Origin of the sequence: Sinorhizobium sp. CB7 (genome assembly GCF_041357635.1) — a bacterium.
Taxonomy (GTDB): Bacteria; Pseudomonadota; Alphaproteobacteria; order Rhizobiales; family Rhizobiaceae; genus Rhizobium.
Genome location: NZ_JAULLL010000016.1, coordinates 90,531 through 110,773 on the forward strand (window position 1 = coordinate 90,531; position 20,243 = coordinate 110,773).

Annotated in this window: 16 protein-coding genes and 1 pseudogene; 9 read left to right on the forward strand and 8 right to left on the reverse strand. The window is 58.8% G+C overall.

Features of this window, described 5'->3' with window-relative positions:
• Positions 1 to 59: 59 nt before the first annotated feature.
• Both AAE029_RS26495 and AAE029_RS26500 read right to left on the reverse strand, forming a co-directional pair.
• Positions 60 to 2,294, reverse strand: a pseudogene (locus AAE029_RS26495) (methyl-accepting chemotaxis protein).
• A gap of 355 nt (positions 2,295 to 2,649) precedes the next feature.
• Positions 2,650 to 3,438, reverse strand: coding sequence for a DUF2076 domain-containing protein (locus tag AAE029_RS26500; RefSeq protein ID WP_371075883.1), 789 nt, complete (start codon positions 3,436 to 3,438; stop codon positions 2,650 to 2,652).
• A gap of 217 nt (positions 3,439 to 3,655) precedes the next feature.
• On the opposite strand from AAE029_RS26500, the gene AAE029_RS26505 reads away from it, so the two are divergent.
• The 3 genes from AAE029_RS26505 to leuA all read left to right on the forward strand — a co-directional run bounded on the left by AAE029_RS26505 (position 3,656) and on the right by leuA (position 7,733).
• A complete protein-coding gene (locus tag AAE029_RS26505; protein ID WP_371075884.1) occupies positions 3,656 to 4,243 on the forward strand; it encodes an ATP-dependent Clp protease proteolytic subunit in 588 nt (195 codons plus the stop codon).
• A 265-nt stretch (positions 4,244 to 4,508) separates the two neighbouring features.
• Positions 4,509 to 5,693 (forward strand): benzoate/H(+) symporter BenE family transporter, encoded by a 1,185-nt coding sequence (locus tag AAE029_RS26510; RefSeq protein ID WP_371075885.1) that lies wholly within the window; start codon positions 4,509 to 4,511, stop codon positions 5,691 to 5,693.
• 324 nt (positions 5,694 to 6,017) lie between these two features.
• Entirely contained in the window at positions 6,018 to 7,733 is a 1,716-nt protein-coding gene (gene leuA, locus AAE029_RS26515) for a 2-isopropylmalate synthase (RefSeq protein WP_371075886.1), read from the forward strand.
• 48 nt (positions 7,734 to 7,781) lie between these two features.
• Here the strand turns inward: leuA and AAE029_RS26520 are convergent, their stop codons facing one another.
• On the reverse strand, positions 7,782 to 8,195 hold the full coding sequence (locus AAE029_RS26520; protein WP_371075887.1) for a winged helix-turn-helix transcriptional regulator: 414 nt from the start codon (positions 8,193 to 8,195) through the stop codon (positions 7,782 to 7,784).
• A 98-nt stretch (positions 8,196 to 8,293) separates the two neighbouring features.
• Between AAE029_RS26520 and AAE029_RS26525 the strand changes: the two genes are divergently transcribed.
• From AAE029_RS26525 to AAE029_RS26535, 3 genes are all read left to right on the forward strand, one after another.
• The gene (locus AAE029_RS26525; protein ID WP_371075888.1) at positions 8,294 to 9,274 is read left to right on the forward strand and encodes a zinc-binding alcohol dehydrogenase family protein; all 981 of its coding nucleotides are present in this window, start codon (positions 8,294 to 8,296) and stop codon (positions 9,272 to 9,274) included.
• Between the two features lie 344 nt (positions 9,275 to 9,618).
• Positions 9,619 to 11,103, forward strand: coding sequence for a lipopolysaccharide biosynthesis protein (locus AAE029_RS26530; RefSeq protein WP_371075889.1), 1,485 nt, complete (start codon positions 9,619 to 9,621; stop codon positions 11,101 to 11,103).
• A gap of 57 nt (positions 11,104 to 11,160) precedes the next feature.
• Complete coding sequence (locus tag AAE029_RS26535; protein ID WP_371075890.1) at positions 11,161 to 12,165, forward strand: polysaccharide pyruvyl transferase family protein; 1,005 nt, start codon at positions 11,161 to 11,163, stop codon at positions 12,163 to 12,165.
• Positions 12,166 to 12,288: 123 nt separating this feature from the next.
• Here the strand turns inward: AAE029_RS26535 and AAE029_RS26540 are convergent, their stop codons facing one another.
• The 4 genes from AAE029_RS26540 to AAE029_RS26555 form a co-directional block, all read right to left on the reverse strand.
• On the reverse strand, positions 12,289 to 13,125 hold the full coding sequence (locus AAE029_RS26540) for an anti-sigma factor (RefSeq protein ID WP_371075891.1): 837 nt from the start codon (positions 13,123 to 13,125) through the stop codon (positions 12,289 to 12,291).
• Positions 13,126 to 13,129: 4 nt separating this feature from the next.
• Positions 13,130 to 13,648, reverse strand: a complete 519-nt coding sequence (locus tag AAE029_RS26545; RefSeq protein WP_371075892.1) for an RNA polymerase sigma factor — start codon at positions 13,646 to 13,648, stop codon at positions 13,130 to 13,132.
• A gap of 212 nt (positions 13,649 to 13,860) precedes the next feature.
• Entirely contained in the window at positions 13,861 to 14,421 is a 561-nt protein-coding gene (locus tag AAE029_RS26550; protein ID WP_371075893.1) for a tetratricopeptide repeat protein, read from the reverse strand.
• Between the two features lie 167 nt (positions 14,422 to 14,588).
• Entirely contained in the window at positions 14,589 to 15,497 is a 909-nt protein-coding gene (locus AAE029_RS26555; RefSeq protein ID WP_371075950.1) for a metallophosphoesterase, read from the reverse strand.
• Between the two features lie 96 nt (positions 15,498 to 15,593).
• Between AAE029_RS26555 and AAE029_RS26560 the strand changes: the two genes are divergently transcribed.
• A complete protein-coding gene (locus AAE029_RS26560) occupies positions 15,594 to 16,082 on the forward strand; it encodes an NUDIX domain-containing protein (protein WP_371075894.1) in 489 nt (162 codons plus the stop codon).
• Between the two features lie 110 nt (positions 16,083 to 16,192).
• Here AAE029_RS26560 and AAE029_RS26565 read toward each other — a convergent pair whose 3' ends face one another.
• A complete protein-coding gene (locus tag AAE029_RS26565; RefSeq protein ID WP_371075895.1) occupies positions 16,193 to 17,182 on the reverse strand; it encodes a glutathione S-transferase family protein in 990 nt (329 codons plus the stop codon).
• Positions 17,183 to 17,482: 300 nt separating this feature from the next.
• Between AAE029_RS26565 and AAE029_RS26570 the strand changes: the two genes are divergently transcribed.
• Complete coding sequence (locus tag AAE029_RS26570) at positions 17,483 to 18,004, forward strand: GNAT family N-acetyltransferase (protein WP_371075896.1); 522 nt, start codon at positions 17,483 to 17,485, stop codon at positions 18,002 to 18,004.
• A 218-nt stretch (positions 18,005 to 18,222) separates the two neighbouring features.
• Positions 18,223 to 20,214 (forward strand): PhoX family phosphatase, encoded by a 1,992-nt coding sequence (locus AAE029_RS26575; protein ID WP_371075897.1) that lies wholly within the window; start codon positions 18,223 to 18,225, stop codon positions 20,212 to 20,214.
• Positions 20,215 to 20,243: the final 29 nt, after the last annotated feature.

The following is a 20,243-nucleotide window of genomic DNA, read 5'->3' on the forward strand; positions in this document are numbered from 1 at the left end:
TTGATGTGCAGGGAGAGATTGGCTTTGATCTTCCCTGTGCCCCTTGGACAAGCGAAAATCTATGCTGCGCGCGGTCGCCCTTCGTCATGGTGCTTGGCGTTCGCGTTGTGGCTGCCGGAGACTGAGGAAATATCGAGCCGGAATTGCGCGAGGCGGTCGGACAATACGGTTACTTCGGTTGCAAGCGTGTGGGACGCGGCATTCGACTCCTCAACCATTGCCGCATTTTGTTGAGTTGCCTGGTCCATCTGATTGACGGCGGTGTTGATTTCCTGAAGCCCCGTCGATTGTTCGCGGGCTGATTGAACGATCGCGTGGACATTTTGGTCGATTTGCTGCACTTCCTCGACAATTCCATTCAATACGGCACCTGTCTGGCTGACAAGATCGACGCCGTGCTTGACCTGAGCTCCTGATGAAATGATGAGGGTCTTGATCTCCTTGGCCGCGCCAGCCGAGCGTTGCGCAAGTTCACGGACCTCCTGCGCGACCACGGCGAAGCCTTTGCCGGCCTCGCCGGCACGCGCGGCTTCCACGCCGGCATTGAGGGCGAGCAGATTCGTCTGAAATGCAATGTCGTCGATGACCCCTATGATGTTGGAGATCGAATTCGACGACTGCTCGATGTCATGCATTGCTTCCACGGCGCGGCGGACAATTTGACCCGAGCGCTCGGCATTCTCCTTGGTACGTGCGACCATGGATCCTGCTTCCTCGGCGCGAACGGTGGAATCCCGGACCGATGTCGTGATCTGTTCGAGCGCTGCAGCGGTCTCCTCGACAGATGCAGCTTGCTGTTCCGTCCGCCGTGCAAGGTCGTCGGCGGCTGCGCGAATTTCGTCGGCGCCGGCCTATATCACCTGCGCATTCTGCGAGAACGAGATCATTGCGGAACGCAGTTTGACTACAGACTCGTTAAAGTTGGTTCGGGTTTCATCGAGCGCTGGCGTGAAAGGCCGTTCCAGCGCGACAGTCATGTCGCCTTCAGCAAGTCTCGCAAGACCATGCGCCAGTTCGCCGACGGCGAACTTCACGTCCGCTTCCTGAGCCTGGCTGACCCGTGCCCGCTCGGACCGTTCCTGATCCTGCTGTATGCGGCCCGCTTCCGCCTCGGCCTCGAGCTGCGCCTTATGGCGGTTGCCTTCCAAAAGCACATTCAGGGAACGCGAGAGATCTCCGATTTCATCAGGTGCATCAGCGCCGCTGATGTGCACATCGAGCTTGCCGGCCGCAATCCCGGCGGTCTCACCGATGACGTTGGAAATCCGAGCAACGAAGCGGCGCGCAATCAACCATCCCACCAAGCCCAGCAGCAGGGCGGCTATGCCAGTGGTTATCGCGGCATCCCGCACCATCGTGTTGAGCTGGGCAAAGAGCGTTGTCTTGGGAACCGATACGATCGCAAACCAATTCGAGCTCTCCGTAAGCTTCACGGGAACGGCTACCGCCAATGACACCGTGCCATCCTGGCCTGTCACTTCCTGCTCGTCGCCGGGATTGGCGATCAGACGCTCCCAGCCCGCCGTTTCGACTCCACTCTCCGAGAGATTTTTCCCGATCAGCCCGGCGTTGGGATGGCTGACGATCTTTCCAGCACCGGTCACAAGGCCGATGAAGCCGGTCCCCATCGGATGAATCTGCGAAAACGCCTTGTTGGTGTCCTGAAGCGAAAGATCGAGCCCTGCCACTCCGACCGCTTTGCCATCGATGACGATCGGCTTGGTGACCGAGGTCATCAGCACGTCCTTGCCATCAATAGCGTAGAGATAAGGCTCGATGACAACTGTCTTGCCCGTCTTGAACGGGACCTGATAATAATCGCCCGGGCCGGGGACGGCATAGTCCGTCAAAGCCGTATGCGTAATCTGCCCGCCGCTGCGAACCCAATAGGGGATATAGCGACCCGTCTGGTCGTGTCCGTCCTTGTTGGCGAACTCCTTGTCCTTCCCATCAAAGGCGTCTGGCTCCCAGCCTGTCCAAGTCCCAAGTACATTCGCATTCGCCTGAAGCATGTTCATCAGGATCTTGTCGGCCTTGGCGCGGTCGGCATCGCCAGTCTGCTTCATCGTCGACAAAACCGTGTCGAGGCTGTCGACTATATGGACCGTGCCACCGATATCTCTTTCGACCGCAATGGCCTCCGACCTGGCGATCTGTCGTATCTGCTCGATGCTTTCAGCGTGAATTGCCTTAAATGAGCTATAGAATAGAACCCCTGAAGCCGCAACAACGGCAACGACGCCGCAGGCAGCAATAGAGAACAAATTACGACCTGTCGTTGATTTGAACAGCATCCCCCACCCCAAGTAATTATGCCGCTACCATTTCCCTCCGGCCAACTCTTGCGCCTCTGTCGGTCACTTATGATTTCGCAGGTGCAAAAAGTTGGATTTGAAGCATTTTAGCTGAACACAATTAAGAAACTCTTTGTTCTCCTCCTAATTGGTTGACGAGCGGCGCCAAGCATCCAATCCCATGTCGACAGGCACCGCTTTCATGCTGCCGCTAGGCCGTAGTCGATGACGGCGATCGTCATAACGATGCCAAAGAGCGAGCCGCCGAACTTCGCAAAACCTTCATCGGCCTTACGGTCCGTTTCCGGAGTGATGATGATGCGCCGGTTATCCCTGCACGGAAAAACCTCCTAGACTATACGTCCATGCTGTCGTCGCCCATGTCGGACGAATCGTCATAGTCGTCATCGCTGCCGTCGTTACTGTAGTCCGCCTGCTGGACGCCGGCATTGCTGTCACCGCGGTCATTGCCGTCATTGGCTGACCGATCGTCGTCGTTGCCATAGTAGTTGTTGATGACGGTCTCTTCGACAGGGGCGCTGGCATTGCCGAAGGGATTGCTGCCGAAGGGCGAGCCCCAGCCGAGCGACGACATATGATTGCCGAAGATGCCGCTCAGCGAATTGGCAAGCAGCATGCCGCCGGCGACACCTGCGGCCGTGCCGAGTGCGCCCCGCAGGAAGCTGCCGCCGGCAGACGGGGCATAGGGCTGCTGCGTCCAGGGACCCGCCGGCTGTTGTTGCTGCGGCGGCATTGCCCGAAGATTATCGTCGTAGCGGCCGGGCTGCTGATACTCCTGACGCGGGATGCTACCCCAAGGGCCAGAGGCCGGGGCGGGTTGCTGCGCTTGGCTGTTGCCGAAGACGGAGCTCAGGAAGCCACCGCCCTGTTCAGCCTGGTGGCGTTCACTCTCGCCGGCCTCCAACTGCCGGACCCGCTCTTCGAGCTGTTTGATGTGATTGGCGGCCGCTTCCAGGCCCTTTTCCTGGACGATGACCGCCTGCGCCAGATAATAGGTCGCATAGGGTTGTTCGCGCGAGCTCTGGTCGATCAGCGCTTCGGCGTCGCGATCGCGCGGCGTCGCTGACGCGGTCCTGACGCGATCGAACAGGGCAGTAAGCAATTGGCGTTCTTCCGGCGACATGACGATCTCCTTCGTGATCCTGCGCGAATAAGGCACGTAACGATGAGTTAGGAAAGGATTTCGGCATTTCAAAGCCTTGGCAGATTACATTTGAGTAAGCCTGCGGGCATCGTAAGAATATCTTCACTCGTTCCGCGCCTTGTCTTTTTCCCTCATTGTTTTACGCATTGAGTCGCACTATGTGCGAGAGACCGGAATTTATGCTGGAGAAGTCCGAATGAACGACGACGACGAACAGGAAGAAAAGAAGACGGAACTGCCGCTTGGCAAGGAAACGGAGGCGAATCTTTTCAAGTCGCGTTCGATCTTCATCTACGGCACCATCACGATGGAGCTTGCGCAGAAGGTCTGCTCACAGCTTGTGGCGCTTGCGGCCGCCAGCGATGAGGACATCCGGATCTATGTCAACTCTCCGGGCGGCCATGTCGAATCGGGCGATTCGATCCATGACATGATCAAGTTCATCAAGCCGAGGGTCTGGATGATCGGTTCCGGCTGGGTCGCTTCCGCGGGAGCTCTGATCTATGTCGCCGCTCCACCGGAGCAGCGCCTCTGCCTGCCGAACACGCGTTTCCTGCTGCACCAGCCGTCCGGCGGCACGCGTGGCATGGCCTCCGACATCGAGATCCAGGCCCGCGAGATCATCAAGATGAACGAGCGTCTGAACAAGATTTTCGCTGCCGCAACGGGCCAGCCGATCGACAAGATCGCCAAGGACACCGACCGTGACTATTGGCTGTCGGCTGAGGAAGCCAAGTCCTATGGTCTCGTTTACCGCATCATCACCTCGCAGGCGGAAATCTGATCTGAAAATTACTGGACCCCTCGCTCATCGGAAAGGCGGGCGAGGGGTCTGCATGTGACGGTTCGCCATTTGGCAATGAATCCGGCTCTTGGGAAAACGGGCCGGCTCCTGCGTTATGCCGGGCGTCTGGTGATGGGGGTTCGGTCACTGATCCTGCAAAAAGGGCGGGGAGGATGCCGATCTGCGTGCACGGCGTACTTGCAAGGCCGTGGCTTATGAGGCTCCATACGCGTCCTTGCGTTTCCCCGGGACCTCCGCCGCAACCATGCTCAAAGATTTCTCCGTTCAAGCCCTCTTCATGGGCTGCCTCACAGCCTTCGTCGGCTTCGCCAGTTCCTTTGCCGTCGTGCTGCACGGGCTTCAGGCGGTTGGTGCGACCGATGCGCAGGCGGCTTCCGGCCTGATGGCGCTTTCGATCTCCATGGGTGTCTGTGCGATCGCATTGAGCGCTCTGACGAAGCTTCCCGTCAGCATCGCCTGGTCGACGCCGGGAGCGGCATTGCTCGCCAGCACGGGCGCCGTAGAAGGCGGATTTGCGGCCGCTGTCGGTGGGTTCTTTCTTTGTGCGGCGCTCATCATCATAGCCGGGCTGTTCCGACCGCTCGGCCGCGCGGTTGCCGCGATTCCGGCGCCACTTGCCAATGCAATGCTTTCGGGCGTCCTGATTGGCCTTTGCTTCGCGCCCGTCAAGGCGATCGGTTTCAGCCCGCTGCTGGGATTGCCGATCGTGCTGACATGGATCGTTGTCGGCGCCTTCAAGCGGCTCTGGGCGGTGCCGGCAGCGCTTGCGGCATTCGCGCTGGTGCTGGCCTTCGGGGTCGATATTCCGCAGGGCGCCCTGTCGTCGCTGGAACGTTCGCTGATCCCCACGATCGAGATCGTGCCGCCGGTCTTCAACTTCGCCGGTTTCGTCTCGATCGCCGTGCCGCTCTTCATCGTCACGATGGCGTCGCAGAACATTCCAGGCATCGCAGTGCTGAAGGTCAATCACTACGATCCGAAGCCGGGTCCGCTTTTTGCCGTTACCGGCCTTTTCTCGGTTTTATCGGCGCCCTTTGGCGGACATGCGGTCAATCTTGCGGCGATCACGGCGGCGATGTGCGCCGGACCGGATGCCCATCCCGATCCTGCACGGCGCTATTGGGCGGCGCTGGTCTCAGGCATTGGATATGTCGTTTTCGGCCTGCTCGCGGGTGCCGTTACCGCTTTCGTGGCCCTGGCCCCGCCGATCCTGATCCAGGCGGTTGCCGGTTTGGCCCTGGTCGGAGCCTTCTCCTCTTCGGCGATGGCGGCTTTCCAGCCGCAGGAATCGCGGGAAGCCGCGGCCATAACTTTCCTCGTCACGGCCTCGGGCGTCTCTTTTGCCGGTATCTCCGGTGCTTTTTGGGGATTGGTTGCTGGAGGGCTGATGCTGGCGCTGGCGCGCTTCGTGCAGACGGCAAAAGGGTAGGCGAGGGCTTGTCAGTATGTTCGCCCAAAGCTATAAGCGCGGGTATGAGGATCACAGGCGCAGAGATTTCCAGACAGAGTGCACGGGGCGATATCGCTTTGCGTGTCCGTTCGCGCGCCCTTACCTCGCTTCTTCTCCTCGGCCTTACACGCGGTTGCCGGGTCCTTTGAGGAGCGCTCGGCGGCCGAAAGCCCGCCCGGCAAGCGCTCCTCGCGAAATCCCCAATTGAACCAATGACCCCATCAAGGTCCGCATTTGTTGTCGCCAAGCCGTGCTCGATCGGCTAAGACGCGGACAAATGCCGGGACGAGGAAGAGACGAGAAATGGACACAAACACCCAATCCCCAGCCAAAGGCATGTCGACTGCGGCTGTGAAATACCGCGCTTACCCTCAGGTGAATATTCCGGACCGCACCTGGCCGTCGAAGACGATCACGAAGGCGCCCGTCTGGTGCTCGGTTGACCTGCGCGATGGCAATCAGGCTCTCGTCGACCCTATGGGGCACGACCGCAAGGCCCGCATGTTCCAGCTTTTGCTCGACATGGGGTTCAAGGAAATCGAGATCGGCTTTCCGTCCGCTTCACAGACAGATTTCGACTTTGCGCGCTGGTGTGTCGAGCAGGGCAATGTGCCTGATGATGTCTCCCTGCAGGTTCTGGTGCAGTGCCGGCCGGAGCTGATCACCCGCACCTTCGAGGCACTGGAAGGGGCCAACAGGCCGATCGTCCACTTCTACAACTCGACCAGTGAGCTGCAGCGTCGCGTCGTATTTGCCAAGGACGTCCACGGCATCAAGCAGATTGCAGTCGATGCGGCGAAGATGATCACCGACATGGCCGCGAAAGCCGGCGGCGGCTACCGTTTCGAGTATTCGCCGGAGAGTTTCACCGGTACGGAACTGGAAGTCGCACTCGAGATCTGCAATGCCGTCATCGAAGTGGTCAAGCCGACGGCGGACAACAAGCTCATCATCAACCTGCCGTCGACCGTCGAGATGGCGACCCCGAACATTTATGCCGACCAGATCGAGTGGATGTGCCGCAATCTCGACAACCGCGAGAACCTGATCGTCTCGCTGCATCCGCACAACGACCGCGGCACCGGCATTGCCGCCGCCGAAATGGGTCTTTTGGCCGGCGCCGATCGCGTCGAAGGTACGCTCTTCGGCAATGGCGAGCGCACGGGCAATGTCGACGTGGTGACGATGGCGCTCAATATGTTCACGCAAGGCGTCGATCCGGAACTCGACTGCTCGAACATCGAGCGCATCAAGGACGTCTTCGAATATTCAAATCAGATGGCGATCGGCGAGCGCCACCCCTATGTCGGCGAGCTGGTCTACACCGCCTTCTCGGGTTCACATCAGGACGCGATCAACAAGGGCATGAAGGCGATCAAGGTCGCCAATACCTCCGTCTGGGAGGTGCCTTATCTGCCGATCGACCCGCAGGATGTGGGGCGTACCTATGAGGCGATCATCCGCATCAATTCGCAGTCCGGCAAGGGCGGCATCGCCTATATCCTGCAGCAGGATCACGGGCTGAACCTGCCACGGAACCTGCAGGTGGAATTCCGTGAAGATATCCAGCGTATCACCGATGAAGAGGGCAAGGAGCTACCGTCGCGGCGCATATATGACCGTTTCATCGAACGTTACGTGACGCAGCCGGCCGGGCGAATCCGCTTCGTGGACCACCACACCTTCGCCGATCCCGAGCGCAAGGGGCAGCGCGTCGTTGCAGCAGAGATAACCGACAAAGGCGAGACCAAGCGCATCGAGGGCCGCGGCAACGGGCCTATCGACGGCTTCATCAACGCGCTTTCGATCTATCTCGACATTCCGATGTCGGTAGAGGACTATTCCGAGCATTCGCTGCAGCACGGCTCCAATGCCGCTGCCATCTCCTATGTCGAGACGTCCTATCCGGGCGGCAAACTTTTCGGGGTGGGCATCAATACCAATATCGTTGCTGCTTCGCTCGAAGCGATCGTCTCTGCCGCTAACCGTGTGCTCGAGATAAAGGCGCAAAACGGCTGACTGGGTCTGTGACTTTGACAGGATAGCGGAGCCATCGGCTCCGCTTTTTTATTCCGCCGCAGCTTGAGCCAACCGATGCGTTCGCTCGGTTGAGCTTCGCGGGTAGATCACGCAATCGGTGACTTCTGCCAGCTCATTCTGCGCTTCGGCATGGTGTTGACCCCATTTGCACAGCGCAAGGAGTATCGGCTCCAGGCCGAGGCCCAATTCCGTTGCCGTATATTCGACGCGCGGCGGGACTTCGGTAAATATTTCGCGGCGGATGAGACCATGCTCCTCCAGTTCACGAAGCTGCTGGATCAAGACCTTCTGCGTGATGCCCGGCACCATCCGTTTCAGTTCGGACAGGCGCCTGGGTCCATCGAAGGCGTGATAGAGGATGACGGGTTTCCAACGGCCTGAAATCACTTTGAGCGCACGCTCGACCGGCAGCTTCGGCAATCTTTTTGTCGGGTCCGCCATGGTCACCTCCTGGTGAGTATGGAACGAAAGGGTGTGTATTTTCGACGCGAAACTTACTGCTAATGACCGCCTCATGCCAATTCAACGTGAGGCCTAACATGAAAGCCGTTCAACTCAACCGCTTCGGCGGACCGGATGTTCTCGAGATCGTCGATGTGCCGACTCCGGAGCCGGGTCAAGACGAGGTCCTGGTTCGCATACATGCCGCCGGGGTCAATTTCTTCGAGGTCCTCATGAGGGCTGACCGCTATGCGGTTACTCCCGAATTGCCGATGATTCCAGGCGTGGAGGTTGCCGGTGTGGTCGAGCAGGTCGGGCCGGGAGCGGACGAAACATTGCTCGGGGCGCGGGTCGCCGTGCCGCTCTTCGCCATCGGTATCAGTTCCGGAGGTTACGCAGAGTTCATTGCAGTCGATGGCGCATCCGTAACACGCCTGCCGGATGGGCTCTCCTTCGAGGATGCGGTAGCCTTGATGGTCCAAGGATTGACCGCATTCCACCTTGTCCGGCGAAGCGTGCCGAAGGGCAAGAGCGTCATGGTCAATGCGGCCGCAGGCGGCGTCGGATCGCTGTTAGTGCAGCTCGCGAAGGATGCAGGCGCGCGGCGGGTGATCGGTGCTGCGGGGTCACAGGAAAAGGCTGCCCTGGTGCTCTCGCTCGGAGCGGACGCCGTGGTCGATTACAGCCGCCCGGATTGGGTGGACCGCGTCAGAGAGGCGAGCGAAGGGCAGGGCGTCGACATCGTCTACGAGACCATCGGCGGCTCCATGTCCAAAGCATCGCTAACCGCGCTTGCGCCGTGCGGGGAGCTCGTCTTTGCCGCATTGGGACGCTTCGAACTGGAGAAGGCAGAACTGGAGCGGATGATCTCAGGAAATCAGTCTCTCAAAGGTTTCGCGCTACTGCCCTTGTTGCAAGGGGAGGAAATGGCAAAGAGCCTCGGCAGCCTTTTCGAAATGGCGGCCTCTGGGCGGTTGAAAATCCTCCGGGGCGGACGCTATCGCCTGCAGGAAGCGGCGCTGGCACATGATGCACTCGAATGTCGGCGGACGATCGGCAAGGTTGTCCTCGTTCCATAGCCGGCCTTGAATTTCGGCCACGACATTGCGGCCAGCTTGTCGAGCATTGGTTGGAATTGGGCCGACCGCGGCGGGACCGAGTAGAGCTTCCGCCGATATTTGCGACCATGACGAGCGCTTGTCGCGATTCGATGAAAAGTCCAAAAAAGAGTGCCGCAAAAAATTGACAACCGGGATCTCTGGCCTAATTCCCGTCGGGAAACGGGGTCCATCGTTCGTTCGCGAACATGGAATGATCTCGTTTTGTCCTCTTTTCTGCCCATAACCATGGGTACGGAATTCGCAGGCATCCTTGTAAATGACGGGGCGGTCGCGTCTCCGAACAGTGGGAATTTGCGCGTAATATGACCAGCATCACCGGGCGGCTCGTCAAGGGAAGCATGTGGCTAAGCCTGTCGCGGGCAATCGTGAATGGTTTGGCTACGCTGAGCACTTTCGTTTTGGCGCGCTATTTGGCGCCCTCCGATTTCGGCGTTGTTGCTCTCGGCATGACAATCTTGCTGATTGTCACCACCGTCACCGAATTCTCGCTCGCCGAGGCCCTTATACGACATAAGTCGCCCGGGGAATCGCATTTCAGCGCTGCCTGGACGCTCAACGCGGCACGCGGACTGGCTCTCTGCCTCCTTTTTGCGATCTGCGCCTATCCGGCGGCGGCCCTGTTCCAGGAGCCGAGGCTGACTGGTGTCATGTTTGCCCTGGGGCTGAGCGTGCTGATGAGCGGTTTGACCAATCCGCGGCGGATCATGCTTCAACGCGATCTGATCTTTTGGCAGGAATTCGTTCTTGCCGTCTCGCAGAAGCTCGCAGGTTTCGTTGCCTCGGTTGCCATAGCGATCATCTATCAGAGCTATTGGGCACTGGTGATTGGAACGCTGGTGACCCAGGCGACGAACGTCATTGTCTCCTACCTCGTGCTGCCGTTCCGGCCGAGGGTCACGTTTCAGCATATGCGGGAATTCTTTTCCTTCTCGGCCTGGCTCACTGCGGGGCAGATCGTCAGCACGCTCAACTGGCGTTTCGACTATCTGCTTGTGGGCAAGATGCTGGGCGGCGGCGCTCTCGGCTATTATTCAGTCGGCAGCAACCTCGCCATGATGCCGACGCGTGAAGCGACAGCGCCGCTCACGCAGACCATCTATCCTGCCTTCGCCGGTATTCGTGATGATCCTGGACGCCTCGCTGCTGCCTATCAGCGTGTACAGGCGCTCGTCACCGCGATCGCTCTTCCGGCGGGCATCGGGGTCGCCGTGGTCGCCGATCCGCTTGTCAGGCTTGCGCTTGGCGACAAATGGACGCCTGTGATCTTCATCATCCAGTCGCTTGCCGCGGTCTTCGCACTTCAGACGCTGGGTTCGCTGGTGCAGCCGCTCGGCATGGCAAAGGGAGAGACGCGAACACTGTTTATCCGCGACGCTCAGATGTTGTGCCTCCGGGTGCCGATTATGGTTGTCAGCCTGATATTGTATGGACTTCCAGGGGTCATTCTCGGCCGGGTGTTTACCGGATTGTTCAGCACTTTCGTCAACATGATGCTGGTGCGGCGCTTCGCCGGTGTCACGGTGCTGAAGCAGCTCTCGGTGAACCTGCGTGCATTGATAAGCGTCGCGATGATGGCAGCGGGTGTTTCGCTTGCTTCCAGCCATCTGGCCCAAACCAGCGATAAGGCGATGCTCGTTCTGCATCTGGCGATCCTGGTGGCATTGGGGGGCCTTTTGTACTGCGGGTCCACCTTCCTGTTGTGGGCATTGATGAAACGGCCGAACGGCCCTGAAACGGAGGTGCAGAATATTCTCGGCAAAGTCCTGCCGAGGTTGCGTCTCGCTTGAGAATGCGCGGCAAATTCCCGCCGCATTAGTTGCAACGCCAGCCGGGGAGAATGGGGAATGACCTCACAATCGAATCTGGTCCTGATCGCAAGATTGCAGGACATGATCCACAATTGCCTGAAGGACTTTATCTCTGACGATGAGCCCTTGGCGATCCTGGATTTTCCGGATATCCGAAATTGCGGCGATTCAGCCATATGGCTGGGAGAAATGGCCTATCTCAAGGATAGATACGGTAAGCGGCCGACCTATGTTTCGCGAATAGATGATTTCTCGCCCGAGGATCTCGAGCGCGTGATGCCGACGGGGCCGATCTTCGTCCACGGCGGCGGCAATTTCGGAGACATCTGGGAAGCGCATCAGGACTTCCGCGAGCGCGTGCTCGAGAGGTTTCCCAATCGCCAGGTCATCCAGTTTCCGCAGTCGATTCACTACAAATCGCAGAAGCGGGTGGAAGAAAGTGCGCGGGTCATCGGACGTCACAAGAATTTCGTGCTGCTGGTCCGCGATGAGGAATCTCTGCACTTCGCGCAGAAACATTTCGATTGCGATGTGCGCCTCTGCCCGGACATGGCCTTCGCCATCGGCCCGATCCGGCCGGATCCATCCGAATTTCCGGTGCTTGCAATGTTAAGGGTGGACCTCGAAAAGGTGGGCGACGCCGATCTCTCTGCCTATCCGGACATTCCGAAGGAAGACTGGACAACCGAATCCGCCAGGAGCGTGCGCGTGTCCAAGGCAATGGGCGCCGCAACGGCACTCCTGGCTGCCAGGCCGTCCGAGATGCGGCTACGCAAGCTTGACGCTGCCGCGCACAACCGCCTGCGGCGCGGAATCAAACAGATTTCACGTGGGCGTGCGATCGTCACCGATCGCTTGCACGTCCATATCTGCTCGCTGCTGCTGGGGCGGCCGCATGCCGTCCTCGACAACAACTATGGCAAGATACGGCGTTTCATGGCCGCATTCTCCGGAGGAACCGATCTGTCCTACCAGGCGAAATCCCTCGACGATGGGATTGCCTGGGCGCGCCAGCAGGCCGGCCAAAGAGCCGCTGCGTGATCGACCGATAGGACAAATGAGGAGATGAAGGGGAGTTCAAACCCCTTCATCGGACGATCGCGGATGTAGAGAACACTTGAAGCCGCCGGACGAGCGGCAAGGCTGCCCTCGCTCCAGCGAACTTCAAATTTCGGCGGCTATCTTTCCGGCGAGCTCGTCGAGCGTTGCCTCCGAGGAGGGGCCGACCACCACATAGGCCGCGCCGGCATTGTGCCAGGAAACAAGGCCAATATCGTCCTTGATCATTTCCTTGAAGTCGTCCGTCTCTGTCGAGGCGCTCTGTTTGGTGAAGCAGATGGAAATGACATCGCCGTCGCTATTCTTGTAGACGAGCAGCCCGGCGGGTTTGCCGCCGGCAAGCAGCAGGCGCGCGCCCTGGAACTGCAGTCCATCAGCTGAGAGATCCGGCGTAGTGAAAGGTACCCCGACACTGGTCGTCAGCCAGTTGGAGATTTCGGCCGGCATCGAGGCTGGAATTTCGACCAGATGACGCGGCTGGCGCGAGAATATCCGTTGATAGGCGGCAATATCGGCAAGCCAGTCGTCATTCGATGCGGCGCTGACTGTCACTGGCGTTACGGCCTTTGCCGAGGGATCAAGGCCGAAGAGATAGCCGAGACCACAGCCGATGACGAAAAGAATAAGGGCTGCCGCGAGCGCCTGCGGGCCGGTCGGAGCTAATTTCAATGACGGACGGTTGAGACGAGGTGCAACCGGAGCCTTCGGGGGCTGTGCGCTCTTTATGGATCGCACCATGGCGAGGGGGACCGGCTCCTTGAGCAGCTCTTCGAAACGCCTCCTGCCGAACTCTGCTCCCCGACGCAGCCGGTCGTAGATCCTGCGGGCTTCGGCATCGGCTGAGATGCGTCGCTCCAGTTCTTCCTTCTGCTCGGGCGTCGTCTCACCGCTCAAAAGGGCGGAAAGCTGTGCATCGAGCGGCATTTTCATGAGGTCGGACAAATGCTCAAAACCTCCGGCCGGCACTGTCTTCCGCCCTAGCCATACATTGAAGCCGGGCGGCACAAAGCTGCGCGTTCACCGTTTCGACGGATATACCCATAATCTCCGATGCTTGCTTGTAGCTGTGACCTTCGACATCGACGAGGAGGAGCACGCTTGCCAGTCCTTCAGGCATGGATGCGATGATCGCATGGACTTCGGTTGCGTTGGACGAGGTGTCATGGGCCATGGCCACCATCGGCTGATGATTCTCCAGCGCATTGTGCTTGCCGGAGCCTGCGCGAAGCCTGTGCCTGCGCATCTCATCCATCCATTGGTGCCGTGCCATGGTGTAGATCCAGCTTTCAAGCCGTCCTTCACCGTTCCAGAGATGGATCTTGGTGATCGCCTTCTGACACACCGACTGCACAAGTTCGTCGGCACTCGCGACATCACTCGTCAAGGTCATTGCAAAGCGGCGTAGCTTGGGAAGGAGTCCGACAAGGTCGCGTCTGATGTCTGTGGCTGTTACCGGTTGACGCATTGTATTTCCAACGGAACGTTCTTGACCGGTTCGTTGTCCGGTCGGGGCGGGTACTCATGTCTGCGGCGGCGGCGCGGTTGCGGCTGCGGTAACGCATATCTGCCGAAACGCACTTCCTTATGGAACAATTTCATTCCGTTCTGCAAGCTTTCTGAGGCGCCGGTCGCTCGTTTCCCTGCAGCCATTCCTTCGACGCCTAGCCTCGTCGCCGATCAATAGCCGTTGTAGCCATGGAGTGACTGCAGCAGCGAACGATAGGCCCAGGTATCCTCACCGCCGCGGTCGCGAATTTCCACCAGTTGTACCTTGGCCCCCTGTATGTCGCCCTGTTCGATCAGGGCCTGGCCCATATAGGAGCGCGCAAGGATAAAGTTTTCGTCCACCTGCAGCGCCTTGCGATAATAGCTCATGCCGAGCTCCATCCGGCCCGCCTTGCGGTTGGCATAGCCCAGATAGTTGAGGATGCGCGGATCGTTCTGATTCTTTGCAAGGCTCAAAACGGTGATCGCATTTTCATACTGACCGGCATAGGCGAATTCGCGCGCGGCCCCGTAGAGCTTGTCGTCATTGAGGCTGCTCTTTTTCGGATCGACGCATTCCTTCTTTTCCTGGTCCCAGACCTTGCCGTCCTGGCATTCCGTCGTCGTCTGCGACTGGGAAGGAGGACTCGTTTCGTCGGATTGCGAACCGGCCGCAAAGGCTGATGTCGTCACGCCCAAGAGGATACCTGCAGTCAACGTCATGCGGGAGGCGAGAGCCGGGAATTTCGTCATGGGCATTTCCTCCGTCTGCAGATCCGTCTTGCAGAATAGTAATCCGGGGCGCGCAAAAACGCCACGGGCAAGGCATCGGGCGAACGGAAAATATTCCCCACGGACAAGCCTTATGCCTCATGAAAAAGGGATTGAAACTCGGGAAGAAAATGACACCTCAGCCGAGGCTAACGTGTGAATATATCTCGGCTTTCCTGCGATACCGTTTCGCCACTCTCATCGAGGCTGAAACGCTCTCCTTTCAGTTCCCAAGCCCCCGGCGATCCCGCAATGGTGAACAGGTTATAGGCGCCGGGCGGCTTGATGCCGCCGGGACCTTGCGAGGCTGACGCAATACCCACGACCGGGACTGTTCCAGTCTGGCCCCTGAGCCAGTAAAGCGTGTTGAGGTGGGTGTGGCCGTGCAACACGAGCTCGGCTCCACCGGTCGACACCACGGCCGCGAAACGGCGAATACCGATCATGCGTTTGTAGAAGGAAGTCGCTCCGCGGATGGGCGGATGATGGATCATGACAATACGAAAGAGACCGGCTTCACCCGCCGCGCGCAGCATGTTCACCGTTTCGCGCGCCTGCCGGGCACTGAAGTAGCCGCTGGCCGCGAAGGGCGGTGTTGCCACCGCAGTGGAGCAGCCGATTATCGCCACCTTCTCCCTGATCCGGAGATAGGGAAAGATATGTCGGTCTTCTTCCCATTGCGGCGGAGCGAGATCGCCACGTACGTAATCGTACCAGGTCCGCATCGATTTTTCGTATGCGCCGGGAACGTAGGCATCGTGGTTGCCGGGAACGATGGAGGTCTTTGTGGGGTCACCGAGTGCACGCAGCCATTCGCCAGCCGTACGGATTTCGATGCTGCTCGCAAGATTGACCAGATCACCGGTTACTGCGAGATGGTCGATGTTTTTTTCCCTGATGTCATCGAGCAAGACATCGAGCGTACTTTCTAAAAGATGCTTGCGCCGATGGCGGTGCCAGTTCACAAAGCCGGTAATGCGTTTGGAAAAAAGTTCGCGAATGGAAAGACGAGGCAAGGGGCCCAGATGAATATCGGAAATATGCGCGAGCTTGAACATGCGACCAGACATAGACCAAGATATTTGCAAATCAAATACAGGTCTTGCCCGTGCCGGGGTTCCTTGAGCTGCAAGAGTTGGTGAAAGGCGAAGGACATGAGTGAAGCCCCCCCCCCGGATACCAGAAGCTGGAAGACGCGGCTGCTGCTGGGCGTCGTCCACTCCTATTTTGCTGTCGCGCGAGGGATGACGATCGGTGTTCGTGCTGCCTGCTTCGATCCCCAGGGCAGGCTTTTCCTCGTTCGGCATTCCTATGTCCCCGGCTGGCATATGCCGGGTGGTGGTTTGGAGCGTTTCGAAACCGTCGAACAAGCATTGGAGAAGGAACTTCGCGAAGAGGGCAACCTCGTCATGACCGCCCCGCCGCAGCTCTTTCACGTTTACTTCAATAAATTGGCAAGCAAACGCGATCATGTCGTCTTCTATCGGGCGAGCGTCGATCAGACCAAGCCGCGCCCTCCCGATCGTGAAATCGTCGAATGTGGCTTCTTCGAACTCGACGAATTGCCTGTCGGCACGACGACGTCCACATTGCGACGGCTGGCGGAATTGCGTGGGGACCAGCCTCCGTCTGCCTACTGGTGAGGCGTCTTAAAGCCTGTCGCATGAAGGTAGGCTCACGCGACAGGCTTTAGCTTGTTGTTTTCATGCATGTCTTTGCCGCAAAACCGCTGAACACTTTTGCGCGACATGCATCAGACCGCAGTGGCCATGCGTTCCCTGCCATGCGGCCGATCGAAGTTCAATTCGGGCCCAACCGGCACGATGCCGGTGGGATTGATGGTGCGATGGCTGCGATAGTAGTGGTTCTTGATGTGATGCAGGTTCACCGTCTCCCTGACGCCTGATGTCTGGTAGAGATCGCGCAGGTAGGCTGAGAGGTTCGCATATTCCTCGATCCGGCGAATATTGCACTTGAAGTGGCCGACATAAACGGCGTCGAAACGCGCGAGCGTGGTGAACAGACGCCAATCCGCTTCGGTCTGCCGGTCGCCGAAAAGATAGCGTCCGCGGCCGAGCCGTTCATCGAGAATATCCAGTGTTTCAAAGAGCTTGCGGACATTGACTTCGTAGGCTTCCTGCGTGGTCGCAAAACCAGCCTTGTAAACGCCGTTGTTGACGGTGTTGTAGACAACGTCATTCAGGGCGTCGATCTCGGCGCGAAGGTCTCGAGGGTAGTAATCCGCGGTCGATCCCGTCAGCTTGTCAAAGGCGCTGTTGAACATGCGGATAATTTCGGAAGATTCGTTATTGACGATCGTGCCTGTCTTCTTATCCCAGAGCACCGGCACAGTGACGCGACCCGAATAGTTCGGTTCCGCCTTCATGTAGATCTGCCAGAGCGCTTTCGAGCCGAAGAGATGATCGCCGGTCGCGCCGTCGCGCACGTGGAATTCCCAGCCGTTTTCGAGCATTAGCGGGTCAACGACGGATACCGAGATCAGGCTCTCCAGCTTTTTCAGCTTGCGAAAGATCAGGGTGCGATGAGCCCAGGGACAAGCGTAGGAGACGTAAAGATGGTAGCGGTCGGCTTCTGCCTGGAAACCACCGGTGCCGCTCGGTCCGGGTGCGCCGTCGACCGTTACCCAGTTGCGAAATTGCGAGGCCGCACGCTTGAAATGGCCGTTGGTTTCCTTGGTGTCGTACCAGACGTCATGCCAGACGCCGTTTACCAGCATGCCCATGGGTTTCATCCTTCCGTTTCAGCTTGCGGAGGAAGATACGGCACTTTGGCGGGTTTTCGAGACGCCAAAAGATGAACAATGCGTCACGGCATTTTGCTGCTGTGCTATTTTTTGGATTGGACGGAACGGATTTTTCCTGCTATCGGCCATTTCGTAACTTAGCGCGACACCTCTGTGGGCGTCGCTTCAGGAACCCGATTGATGAGCGCATACACAAGCCTGCGACGACGTTGATGATCCCGAACGCTCCGAGAGCGTTTTCGAGAGCCATCCTTTCTGTCTGCACGGTTTTGTTGTTTCATGCTCATGTTCAAGCACGATCTGGTCTACCTTACTGAGGATGCGTCGCACGACGCTGCCATCGAACACATCAACGAAGAAGCGTTCGGCCCCGGGCGGTTCGTCCGCGCTGCGGCACGCATCCGCGAGCAGGGACCGCATGACCGTTCGCTGTCCTTCATCTGCGCGGATAATGGTGAGGCGATCGCCTCGGTACGGATGACGCCGGTGCTTGCCGGATCGGTGAGGGGGCATCTGCTAGGACCACTTGCCGTGCGGCCCTCGCACAAGAACCAGGGAATCGGGCGCGAGCTTGTCCGCATCGCCGTAGAGGCTGCCCGGCGCAAGGGATCGGAGGCCGTGATCCTCGTCGGCGATCCTCCCTATTACGGACCTCTCGGTTTCGAGAAGGTCGCCTACAATGCGCTGATTTTTCCCGGCCCGGTCGATCCTGCCCGCGTGCTTGTCGTGCCGATTGCCGACGGCGTTCACGAGCATTTGAGCGGTGTTATTCGCTGGAGAGAAACGGCTCTTCCGTCCTGAAGCGATACGCGTCCATCGGGCGCGCCAAGGACGCTTTATCCCTTGGAATTGACTAACAATTCTTTGTCCAATGGGCACATATCGGCTGTGCCGGCGGATCGGAATTCGTGGCGTCCAGACTGTCACACCATTTTCATATATCTGTTATGCGGCCCCCATAAGGTTTAAAAACACTCTAAAGACGGAGTGTGGCAGTCAACACTATGGGGGTAGTTCAAATGACTGAACATCTTTCTCAAAAGGATATTTTTCCGACAAGCCAGCTCGAGGAAGCCGATGGTGAGGGACGTAACCTCACCGATAATCCTACGATGGGCGAAATTATCAGCAGACGCTTTTCCCGTCGTGGATTCCTCCAGGGATCGCTGGCGGTTTCCGCCATTGCCGCAACCGTAAGCCCTCTGGCACTGATCACCGCTGAGAAGGCGCGTGCCGCCGGTACGTCGGCCTTCTCGTTCAAGGAAGTCGAGGCCGGCGTCGATGCCGATCATCACGTTGCCGAAGGCTATAATGCCGACATATTGCTGCGCTGGGGCGATGCCTTGTTCCCCGATTCACCGGCATTCGATCCAAAGAACCAGACGGCCGAGGCGCAGCGCCGTCAGTTCGGCTACAATAACGACTATGTCGGCTATATCCCGCTCGAAGGCTCGTCCGAGCACGGTCTGCTCGTCGTCAATCACGAATATACCAATCCGCATCTGATGTTCCCGGGTATCGTCACGATCACCGACGGGAAGATCAAGCAGGCGCCGCTCAGCAAGGAGCAGGTGGATATCGAAATGGCCGCCCATGGCGGCACCATCGTCGAAATCCGCAAGGTCGACGGCAAGTGGCAGGTGGTGCCGGACAGTCGGTACAATCGCCGCATCACGGCAATGACGGAAATGCAGCTTACGGGACCGGCTGCCGGCAATGCGCGGCTGCAGACATCAGCCGATGCGAGCGGCACCAAGGTCATTGGCACCCTCAACAATTGTGCCGGCGGCGTGACCCCATGGGGCACTTACATCATGGCGGAGGAGAACTTCCATGGCTACTTCTCCGGCGAATTGCCGGCAGACCACAAGGAAGCCGCCAACTACAAGCGTTACGGCGTTCCGGAAGGCTCCTATGAGTGGGCGAACTTCTACGATCGTTTCGACGTCGCCAAGGAGCCGAACGAACCCAATCGCTTCGGATGGATCGTTGAAGTCGACGCTTTCGATCCGACGTCCACGCCGAAGAAGCGCACCGCTCTTGGCCGCACCAAACATGAAGGTGCAGCATCGATCGTCTCCAAGAACGGAAATGTCGTCTTTTACCTCGGCGACGACGAGCGCTTCGACTATGTCTATAAGTTCGTGACATCCGGCACCTACAACGCGAACGATCGAGCAGCCAACATCGACCTGCTCGACAGTGGAACCCTCTATGTTGCCAAGTTTGCCGAAGACGGTACGCTGCAATGGCTTCCGCTGACCTTCGGTCAAGGTCCGCTGACGGCCGAAAATGGCTTCTCCAGCCAGGCCGACGTCCTCATCGAGACGCGTCGTGCCGCCGACCTGCTCGGAGCCACGAAGATGGATCGGCCGGAAGACGTCGAGCCGAACCCGGTCAACGGTAAGGTCTACGTCATGCTGACCAATAACAGCAATCGCAAGCCCGAGCAGGTCGATGCCGCCAATCCGCGCGCCAAGAATGCGTTCGGCCACATCATCGAGATCAGCGAGGAGGGCGGCGAGTTCGCGGCCACGACAGGCAAATGGGAAGTGCTGCTGAAGTGCGGCGATCCGTCCGTTGCCGAGGTTGGTGCATCCTTCTCGACCGAAACGACCAAGAACGGCTGGTTCGGCATGCCGGATAACTGTTCCATCGATTCGGCTGGCCGTCTGTGGGTGGCGACCGACGGCAACAACAATAAGGCAACCGGCCGTACGGATGGTCTTTGGGCGATTGATACCGAAGGCGATGCGCGCGCGACGTCGAAGCTGTTCTATCGCGTACCGGTGGGCGCTGAGCTCTGTGGTCCGCTGATCATCCCCGGCGATGAAACGGCGTTCGTTGCCGTGCAGCATCCGGGCGATGGCGGCGATGACTGGAGCGGTCACGGACGCCCGTCTTACTACGAGGACCTCTCCACCCGCTGGCCGGACTTCAAGGATGACATGCCCGTTCGTCCGGCCGTTGTCGCCATCACCAAGATCGGCGGCGGCAAGATTGCCGTCTAAGGTCTGACGCAAAAAGTTAGAGCAAGATG

What these genes read in the sequence shown, in the direction of transcription:
- AAE029_RS26535 (WP_371075890.1), top strand. Translation starts at nt 11,161, where the DNA reads ATGACCTCACAATCGAATCTGGTCCTGATCGCAAGATTGCAGGACATG.
- leuA (WP_371075886.1), top strand. Translation starts at nt 6,018, where the DNA reads ATGGACACAAACACCCAATCCCCAGCCAAAGGCATGTCGACTGCGGCT.
- AAE029_RS26505 (WP_371075884.1), top strand. Translation starts at nt 3,656, where the DNA reads ATGAACGACGACGACGAACAGGAAGAAAAGAAGACGGAACTGCCGCTT.
- AAE029_RS26555 (WP_371075950.1), bottom strand. Translation starts at nt 15,497, where the DNA reads ATGTTCAAGCTCGCGCATATTTCCGATATTCATCTGGGCCCCTTGCCT.
- AAE029_RS26500 (WP_371075883.1), bottom strand. Translation starts at nt 3,438, where the DNA reads ATGTCGCCGGAAGAACGCCAATTGCTTACTGCCCTGTTCGATCGCGTC.
- AAE029_RS26520 (WP_371075887.1), bottom strand. Translation starts at nt 8,195, where the DNA reads ATGGCGGACCCGACAAAAAGATTGCCGAAGCTGCCGGTCGAGCGTGCG.
- AAE029_RS26545 (WP_371075892.1), bottom strand. Translation starts at nt 13,648, where the DNA reads ATGCGTCAACCGGTAACAGCCACAGACATCAGACGCGACCTTGTCGGA.
- AAE029_RS26570 (WP_371075896.1), top strand. Translation starts at nt 17,483, where the DNA reads ATGCTCATGTTCAAGCACGATCTGGTCTACCTTACTGAGGATGCGTCG.
- AAE029_RS26530 (WP_371075889.1), top strand. Translation starts at nt 9,619, where the DNA reads ATGACCAGCATCACCGGGCGGCTCGTCAAGGGAAGCATGTGGCTAAGC.
- AAE029_RS26510 (WP_371075885.1), top strand. Translation starts at nt 4,509, where the DNA reads ATGCTCAAAGATTTCTCCGTTCAAGCCCTCTTCATGGGCTGCCTCACA.
- AAE029_RS26560 (WP_371075894.1), top strand. Translation starts at nt 15,594, where the DNA reads ATGAGTGAAGCCCCCCCCCCGGATACCAGAAGCTGGAAGACGCGGCTG.
- AAE029_RS26525 (WP_371075888.1), top strand. Translation starts at nt 8,294, where the DNA reads ATGAAAGCCGTTCAACTCAACCGCTTCGGCGGACCGGATGTTCTCGAG.
- AAE029_RS26550 (WP_371075893.1), bottom strand. Translation starts at nt 14,421, where the DNA reads ATGACGAAATTCCCGGCTCTCGCCTCCCGCATGACGTTGACTGCAGGT.
- AAE029_RS26565 (WP_371075895.1), bottom strand. Translation starts at nt 17,182, where the DNA reads ATGGGCATGCTGGTAAACGGCGTCTGGCATGACGTCTGGTACGACACC.
- AAE029_RS26575 (WP_371075897.1), top strand. Translation starts at nt 18,223, where the DNA reads ATGACTGAACATCTTTCTCAAAAGGATATTTTTCCGACAAGCCAGCTC.